Here is a 7,387-nt window from a genome sequence, read left to right as displayed (position 1 = left end):
TCAGTCATGCATGTAGTGACTGACACACTGCCATCGGGGGCAAGCCCCCTCCCACATTTCTGACCGAGTTCGGCTTGCAGGATCAGGTTGGCTATAAGGCCGCGCCCAAGAGCAAGAGCAGAACGAGTTCTATCTGATCCATGGAGATCAAAATGTGGGAGGGGGCTTGCCCCCGATGGCGGCTTGTCAGCCAATACATGCATGGCTGATCCACTGCCATCGGGGGCAAGCCCCCTCCCACATTTTTGACCGAGTTCGGCTCGCAGAGTCAGGTCGGCTACAAGGCCGCTTTGCTTTTGATCTGGGGCACACCGGGCCTAGTTTTGGCTACTTTTGAGAAAACGGATATCGACACGCCCCACTCTCACCATCCCTCTTTCAACATCCGCAATTCCAGATGCTGCAACAGCATGATGGTCTTCCCATCCACGATCTCACCGCTCGCCACCATCGCCAACGCCCGCTCGAACCCCAGTTCCAGTACCTCAATGTCCTCGCCTTCCTCTTCGATCCCGCCGCCCATTCCCACCCGATCCTCCGGTTGGTATTCGCCGAGGAAAAAGTGAATCCGCTCCGTCACCGATCCCGGGCTCATGAATGCCGCATAGATCTTCTCCACATGCCCCACGCGATAGCCCGTCTCTTCTTCGGCTTCCAGGCGAATGCGTTCCTCAGGGCTGGCGTTGTCCAGCAACCCGGCCGCGGCTTCGATCAGGTAACCGGGGTAGTCGTTGACGAAGGTGGGCATGCGGAACTGTCGGATCAGCAGCACAGTGCGCTGAGCGCGGTTGTACAGCAGGATGGTCGCGCCGTTGCCCCGGTCGTACACTTCGCGGGTCTGGGCCTGCCAGCTGCCGTCGCGGCGGCGCAGGTCGAAGCTGTATTTTTTCAGCAGGTACCAATTCTCCGAGAGCGTTTCTTCGGCGGTGATGCGAACGGGGCTGTTGTCCATGGTCGGGCCTTTGCTCAAAGGAGCAGGAGCATGTCGCGCCAGCAACGCCAACGTCAAGCCGGTCGCATACCGCTACAATCGGGCCCCACAAAAAGTCTCTGCAAGGGCAAGGCAATGTCGCTGCATATCCCGACGCTATTGATAGTCGCCGTGTTCGTGTTCTGCCTGATGGGCCTGCTCACCGTGCATGCCTGGAGCCGTGGCCGTGAACCGACCCTGGGCTATCTCGGCATCATGCTGCTGCTCGCCACCCTGGGCACCGGGCTGATCGCGGTGCGCGGCGTGGGCCTGGACTTTGTCGCGTTGATCCTCGGCAATGTCGTGCTGTTGCTCAGCGCCGCGATGAACTGGACCGCCATGCGCGCTTTCGTGCAGCGCAAGCCGAGCCTGCCGGGGATCTTTGCCGGGTGTGGCGTGTGGCTGTTGATGTGCCTGTTGCCGCAGTTCTATGGTTCGCTGTCGGCGCGGGTCACCCTGTATTCGCTGCTGGCGGCCGGTTATGGCGTGCTGTCGGCCCTGGAGCTGTGGCGCAACCGCGCGACCCTGGAAGTCGCCTACGCTCCCGCGCTGGCGCTGATCCTTTGGCACACCGCGTTCTATGGCATACGCGCAATCACCGACGCCGGCCTGCCGCTGAAAAACGCCCAGGCCTCGGGGGGTGAAGGCGCGCCGTTTTTCTCGTTCATGCTGTTTGAATCGATGCTGTATGCCATCGGCATTGCCTACATCACCCTGGCGATGGTCAAGGAGCGTGCCGAGTTGCGCTTCAAGGCCGCCGCCTTCAGCGATGCGCTGACCGGCGCCGGCAACCGCCGCGCCTTTATGCTCAAGGGCGAAAAACTGCTGGCCGACTGCAGCCGTCGCCAGCGCAGCACGGCCCTGCTGCTGTGCGACCTGGACCACTTCAAGCGCCTGAACGACAGCTTCGGCCACCCCATGGGCGACCAGGCGCTGATCGCCTTCAGCCAGATGACGCGGACCATGCTGCGCAGCGGTGATGTGTTTGCGCGTATCGGCGGTGAAGAGTTCGCCTGCCTGCTGGCCGACAGCGATGCGGCCGGAGCATTTGAAGTGGCCGAGCGCATCCGCCGCGGGTTTGCCGAACTCGACCTGCTGACGCCGGGGTTCTTGAGCGTGAGCATCGGCATCGTCACCACCACGGCGGCAGGCCACGACCTCTCGCACTTACTGTCCCAGGCCGACCAGGCGCTGTACCAGGCCAAGGCCTATGGACGCAATCGCGTGCAGGTGGTGGCGCTCGCCTGAGCGGACGACGCTTGAATGCCGCAATACTTTGCAAGCAATCAGTAAACGCCTGATCTACGAGCATTCCCTGGCGGATGTGGCCACCGCCTTGCCGGTGCGCTGGCTGCTGTCGCAGAAATTCGATTCCATCGACAAGATTGCCGACATCCATATGCCGCTGCTGGTGGTCCACGGCCTGGACGACCGCTACGTTCCCCCACGGTTCAGCGAGCAATTATTTGCCGCCGCCCAGGAACCCAAGCGCCTGTTGCTGGTGCCCGGCGCCAGCCACAACAACAGCATGAGCCTGGCCGGGCGCAGCTATCGCAAAGCGCTGGACAACCTGATGCAAGCGAAGATGCCGACACAGGTTGTCACCCACTCAACCGGGCGCGCCAACGACTCATAAAATGTGTTTTCGGCACTGGGTTCGCGCGGGGCTGTCAAGCGCAAACCCAGCCTATGCTGGCCCGCGCCAGAAGTTGATCAAATATTGACCTTGGGTTGAATCGCCAACCCCTGCCGGGCCCTCGCAAAGTTATCCACAGAGATACCCACGGTTTTCGTGGACAACTCTTTTTATTTTTTTACGATTTTTTTGCTCAGCCCGCGCCTTGGGGAAAGGTGCCAGGCAGCAAAATTTCGCGATTCACATCGCGTATATCGTTATACCCGCACAGCGCCATCGACACGTCCAACTCGCGGGCGATGATCTCCAGCGCCTTGGTCACCCCCGCTTCACCCATCGCGCCCAGGCCGTACAAATGCGGGCGACCGATCAGGGTGCCTTTGGCGCCCAATGCCACGGCCTTGAGCACGTCCTGGCCGGAACGGATACCGCCATCGAGCCACACTTCAATACGCTCGCCCACCGCCTCGACGATCGCCGGCAATTGGCTGATGCTAGATGGCGCGCCATCCAACTGACGACCGCCATGGTTGCTCACCACCAACGCATCGGCGCCGGCATTCGCCGCCAGGCGCGCATCTTCCACATCGAGGATGCCCTTGATGATCAACTTGCCGCCCCAGCATTTCTTGATCCATTCCACATCGTCCCAGCTCAGGCGCGGGTCGAACTGTTGGGCGGTCCATGCCGACAGCGAACTCATGTCCGCCACACCTTTGACATGCCCGACGATATTGCCGAAGCCATGACGCTTGGTGCCGAGCATGCCCATCACCCAGCGCGGCTTGGTCATCATGTTGAGGATATTCGGCAGGGTCAGTCTGGGCGGTGCCGACAGGCCGTTGATCAGGTCCTTGTGACGTTGGCCGAGGATCTGCAGGTCCAGGGTCAACACCAACGCATCGACACCGGCGGCCTTGGCGCGCTCGATCAACTGCTCGATAAAGGCGCGGTCGCGCATCACATAGAGTTGAAACCAGAATGGCTGGCCGACCTGTTCGGCGATGTCTTCCAGGGAGCAGATGCTCATGGTCGACAAGGTGTAGCGCAGGCCAAAGACAGCAGCGGCACGGGCGGTGAGAATCTCACCATCGGCATGCTGCATCCCGGCCAGGCCGGTGGGCGCCAGGGCGACTGGCATGGCCATGTCCTGGCCGATCATGGTGGCGCGGATCGAACGTTTATCGATATTGCGCGCCACCCGTTGGCGGAATTTGATCTGGGCAAAATCGCTTTCATTCGCCCGGTAAGTGCTTTCAGTCCAAGAGCCGGAATCGGCGTAGTCGTAAAACATCCTTGGAACACGTTTTTGCGCCAGCTTGCGTAAGTCTTCGATGGTTGTGATCAACGACATCTGCGTCACCTCTCCCTGAACTGAGTAGGAAGAGTAACCGCCCATCCGCCGTACAACCAGCCATTGCGTTGATTGATCAGGCCGCTGACGGCTCGTCCGTGGCAGGAGCCTCGGGGGTGAGTCCCCAATCGCCGTGCTCGTACCAGTCATCGCCGATCATCTCGGCCGGGTGCATGGTACGGTCGGCGCCGTTGCCACAGGCCAGATCGGTCGTGGCGCAATAGCGGTCGCAGCCCCAGCAGATGCGTTCGGGGTGCTTGGGGTGCAGCGGGAAAGGCTTGGCCATGATGAGGTTCCCTACCGGCGAACAATAGCGTCAACCTAACCTGCTCGAGGGGGCATGGCCTTGACTGCGGTCAAGGTTGGCCAACATGAAATATCGCAGAAACTTGACAAGAATCATTATTATTTACGATCAACCTTCCTAGACTCGGGTTCTTTCCCCCTCACCCGTCAGGAAGCCTCCATGCGTATCCCTTCTACTGTGTCCCTGGTCCTGCTGTTGTCCACCTCTGCGGCGTTCGCCAAGGAGTACCCGATCGGCGAGCCGCAGCACTGCCCAGGCCTGGAAATCGGCGCGGTGTACCTGCAACCGATCGAGATGGCACCTGCCGGCATGATGCGCGCCACGGCCGACTCCGACGTCCACCTTGAAGCCGATGTGCGCGCCACGGCGGACAATGCCCAAGGCTTCCAGGAAGGCAGTTTCGTGCCGTACCTGAACCTGTCCTTTACGTTGAAAAAGCAAGGCAGCGACACGCCGATCACCGGTGATTTCCACGCCATGGTCGCCAATGACGGGCCGCACTACGGCGACAACGTCAAGCTGCAAGGCCCAGGCAAATACACCCTGACCTTCAGCGTATTGCCGCCCAGCGGCCACCAGTCCCTGGGCCGCCATACCGACAAGGAAACCGGGGTCGCACCGTGGTTCGAACGCTGCGAAGTCCACTACGAATTCGTCTATGCCGGCATCGGCAAGAAAGGCGGCTACTGATGCGTCGCGCCTTGCTGCTGGGCAGCTTGCTGCTGAGCGGCGCGGCCCTGGCGGCGCCGTTGCCGACCTATGAACTGACCCTGCAGGACGGCCACTTCATCCCGCCGCAACTCACGGTCAAGGCCGGCGAGCGCTTCAAGATCGTGCTGCACAACCTCGGCCAAGGCCCGGCCGAATTCGAGAGCACGCCGCTGCGCGTGGAGAAAGTCTTGTCCCCCGGCGTGACCACCTTCGTCGTGATCCACCCGCTCACGCCGGGGTTGTATCCGTTCTTTGACGAGTTCAACCCACAGTTGCCCGAAGGCAGCATCCTTGCCCAATAGCCCCGGGAGCCGTTGATGAATCAATCGATGTTTATTGTCTGGCGCGAAAGCGTCGAGGCGCTGCTGGTGATCGGCATTCTGCAGATCTGGATCAGCCGCCAGACCGCGCACTCGCGCCTGGGGCGTTTCCTGTGGGCCGGGGTGGTCCTGGGCTTGTTCTGCTCCGCCGGCCTGGCCGGCTTGATGCTGTGGGCCGGTGAGGCCATGACCGGCCCACAGGGCGAATGGCTGCAAGCGGCGCTGACGTTATTGGCCAGCGGCCTGATGGTGCAGATGGTGTTCTGGATGCATCGTCACGCGGCCACACTCAAAAACACCCTGGTACGCGAAGCCGATGAACGCCTGGCGCGCCAGGGCGGTTGGGGCGTGTTGCTATTGACGCTGTTGGCGGTGAGCCGCGAAGGCAGTGAAACCGTGGTGTTTCTGTACGGTGCCGGTGCGCGTCTGCAGGGCCCGGCGCTGAACCTGTTCGCGATCGGCGGCGTGCTGGGCCTGGTGTTGGCGGGGCTCACGGTGCTGTTGTTGCGCAGTACGCGGCGCTTCATTTCCTGGTCGCTGTTTTTCGCCCTCAGCGAAGCGCTGTTGCTGCTGCTCGGCGGGGCTTTGCTGGTGGCGGCCGTGGACCGTATCAGCGGGCAATTGCTGGCGATGGACATGCCCGAGTGGGTCTATTCGAGCTTCGGTGAAAGCCGCTGGGACAGCAGTACCCTGCTCAGCGACAGCCACGGCCTGGGCGCGATGTTGGCTGACTTTGTCGGCTACCGCGCCGCGCCGAGCCTGGTCACCGTGCTGGTGCTGCTCGGCTATTGGTTGTGGGTGGGCAACGGCCTGCGCCGTTCGCGGCACGCGGCATGAGCTGGCTGCAGCGCCTGGGCGATGGCATGCGCCGCCATGGGCGCTTGATCCGTGCCGTGCAATGGGCGGTGGTGCTGGTCTACGCCGTGCTGCTGGTGCTGCCGGCGCTGCTGCCGTTGCCGGACAGCCAGGCGCGCCTGGTGAACAACCTGACGCTGCTCGCGCAATTCATCTTCTGGGGCCTCTGGTGGCCGTTCGTGTTGCTGTCGATGGTGTTGTTCGGGCGCCTGTGGTGCGGCGTGCTCTGCCCGGAAGGTTCCCTGAGCGAATGGGCCAGCCAGCACGGGCGCGGCCTCGGTATTCCGCGCTGGCTGCGCTGGGGCGGCTGGCCGACGCTGGGCTTTTGCCTGACCACCCTCTACGGCCAATTGATCAGCGTGTATGACTACGCCCAGGCGGCCCTGTTGATTCTCGGCGGCTCGACCCTCGGCGCGGTGATCGTCGGCCTGTTGTTCGTGCGCGGCAAGCGCGTGTGGTGTCGGTACCTGTGCCCGGTCAGCGGCGTCTTCGCCCTGCTCGCCCGCCTGGCGCCGGTGCATTTCGCGGTGGATGAGCAGCGCTGGAAAGCCAACGACGCACCGCGCCTGCCGCTGCCCAACTGCGCGCCGCTGCTGGATATCCGCCGCCTGCAAGGGGCCAGCGAGTGCCATGCCTGTGGCCGCTGCAGCGGGCAACGCGGCGCGGTGCAACTGATCGCCCGCTCGTGCAATCAGGAGATCCTGCAGGCGCCCCATCAGCAAGGCTCGGCGTGGGACGCGCGGCTGTTGCTGTTTGGTGTGATCGGCCTGGCGATGGGGGCGTTTCAATGGACCGTCAGTCCGTGGTTTATCGCGCTCAAACAAACCCTGGCGACGTGGCTGGTCGGCCATGACTGGCTGTGGCCGCTGCAAGACAACGCGCCGTGGTGGTTGCTCACTCATTATCCGCAGCTCAATGACAGCTTCAGTTGGTTGGATGGCTTGTGCATTGTGTTGTATCTGGGGGGGAGTTCGTTGGTATTGGGGGGCGGCTGCTGGCTGCTGCTGCGGTTGGCCGCGTGGGTGGCGGGTGATCGCGCACTGTTTCGGCCCTTGGCGCTGACACTGACGCCCCTCGGTGGTGCGGGTTTGTTCCTGGGGTTGTCGGCGACCACGGTGAAGTTGTTGCGGTATGAGGGCTTGGGGTTGGCTTGGGTGCAATCGGCGCGGGCCGTGTTGTTGATGGCGGCGGTTGGGTGGTGCTTGTGGTTGGGGTGGCGGCAGCGTCAGGGGGT

The 7,387-nt window shown here is 62.6% G+C and carries 8 protein-coding genes and 1 pseudogene; 6 read left to right on the top strand and 3 right to left on the bottom strand.

Annotated features, from left to right (window positions below; genetic code table 11):
- Nucleotides 1-364: 364 nt before the first annotated feature.
- Complete coding sequence (locus INT12_RS30200) at nucleotides 365-952, bottom strand: NUDIX domain-containing protein (RefSeq protein WP_017849304.1); 588 nt, start codon at nucleotides 950-952, stop codon at nucleotides 365-367.
- A gap of 114 nt (nucleotides 953-1,066) precedes the next feature.
- Here INT12_RS30200 and INT12_RS30195 point away from each other — a divergent pair, with 114 nt between their 5' ends.
- On the top strand, nucleotides 1,067-2,218 hold the full coding sequence (locus INT12_RS30195; protein ID WP_193041094.1) for a sensor domain-containing diguanylate cyclase: 1,152 nt from the start codon (nucleotides 1,067-1,069) through the stop codon (nucleotides 2,216-2,218).
- Nucleotides 2,219-2,282: 64 nt separating this feature from the next.
- Nucleotides 2,283-2,606: pseudogene (locus INT12_RS30190) on the top strand (alpha/beta hydrolase); the annotation flags it as partial.
- Nucleotides 2,607-2,799: 193 nt separating this feature from the next.
- Here INT12_RS30190 and INT12_RS30185 read toward each other — a convergent pair.
- Both INT12_RS30185 and INT12_RS30180 read right to left on the bottom strand, forming a co-directional pair.
- On the bottom strand, nucleotides 2,800-3,960 hold the full coding sequence (locus tag INT12_RS30185; protein WP_193041093.1) for an alpha-hydroxy acid oxidase: 1,161 nt from the start codon (nucleotides 3,958-3,960) through the stop codon (nucleotides 2,800-2,802).
- Nucleotides 3,961-4,036: 76 nt separating this feature from the next.
- Complete coding sequence (locus INT12_RS30180) at nucleotides 4,037-4,246, bottom strand: DUF3079 domain-containing protein (RefSeq protein WP_193041092.1); 210 nt, start codon at nucleotides 4,244-4,246, stop codon at nucleotides 4,037-4,039.
- A 180-nt stretch (nucleotides 4,247-4,426) separates the two neighbouring features.
- Between INT12_RS30180 and INT12_RS30175 the strand changes: the two genes are divergently transcribed.
- The 4 genes from INT12_RS30175 to INT12_RS30160 all read left to right on the top strand — a co-directional run.
- On the top strand, nucleotides 4,427-4,957 hold the full coding sequence (locus INT12_RS30175; protein ID WP_017849309.1) for an iron transporter: 531 nt from the start codon (nucleotides 4,427-4,429) through the stop codon (nucleotides 4,955-4,957).
- Nucleotides 4,957-5,280, top strand: a complete 324-nt coding sequence (locus INT12_RS30170; RefSeq protein WP_017849310.1) for a cupredoxin domain-containing protein — start codon at nucleotides 4,957-4,959, stop codon at nucleotides 5,278-5,280. The genes INT12_RS30175 and INT12_RS30170 overlap by 1 nt, the downstream gene beginning before the upstream one ends.
- A gap of 15 nt (nucleotides 5,281-5,295) precedes the next feature.
- Nucleotides 5,296-6,135: an FTR1 family iron permease gene (locus tag INT12_RS30165; RefSeq protein WP_193041091.1), complete on the top strand. Its 840-nt coding sequence runs from the start codon at nucleotides 5,296-5,298 to the stop codon at nucleotides 6,133-6,135.
- The coding region (locus INT12_RS30160) for a 4Fe-4S binding protein (RefSeq protein WP_193059158.1) at nucleotides 6,132-7,387 on the top strand (1,256 nt) is incomplete at its 3' end. The genes INT12_RS30165 and INT12_RS30160, both read left to right, overlap by 4 nt.

Source organism: Pseudomonas sp. K8 (assembly GCF_014889455.1).
In the GTDB taxonomy this organism is placed as follows: Bacteria; Pseudomonadota; Gammaproteobacteria; order Pseudomonadales; family Pseudomonadaceae; genus Aquipseudomonas; species Aquipseudomonas veronii.
The sequence above is the reverse complement of the archived record's forward strand: the minus strand, read 5'-3'. Positions and strand labels throughout refer to the sequence as shown.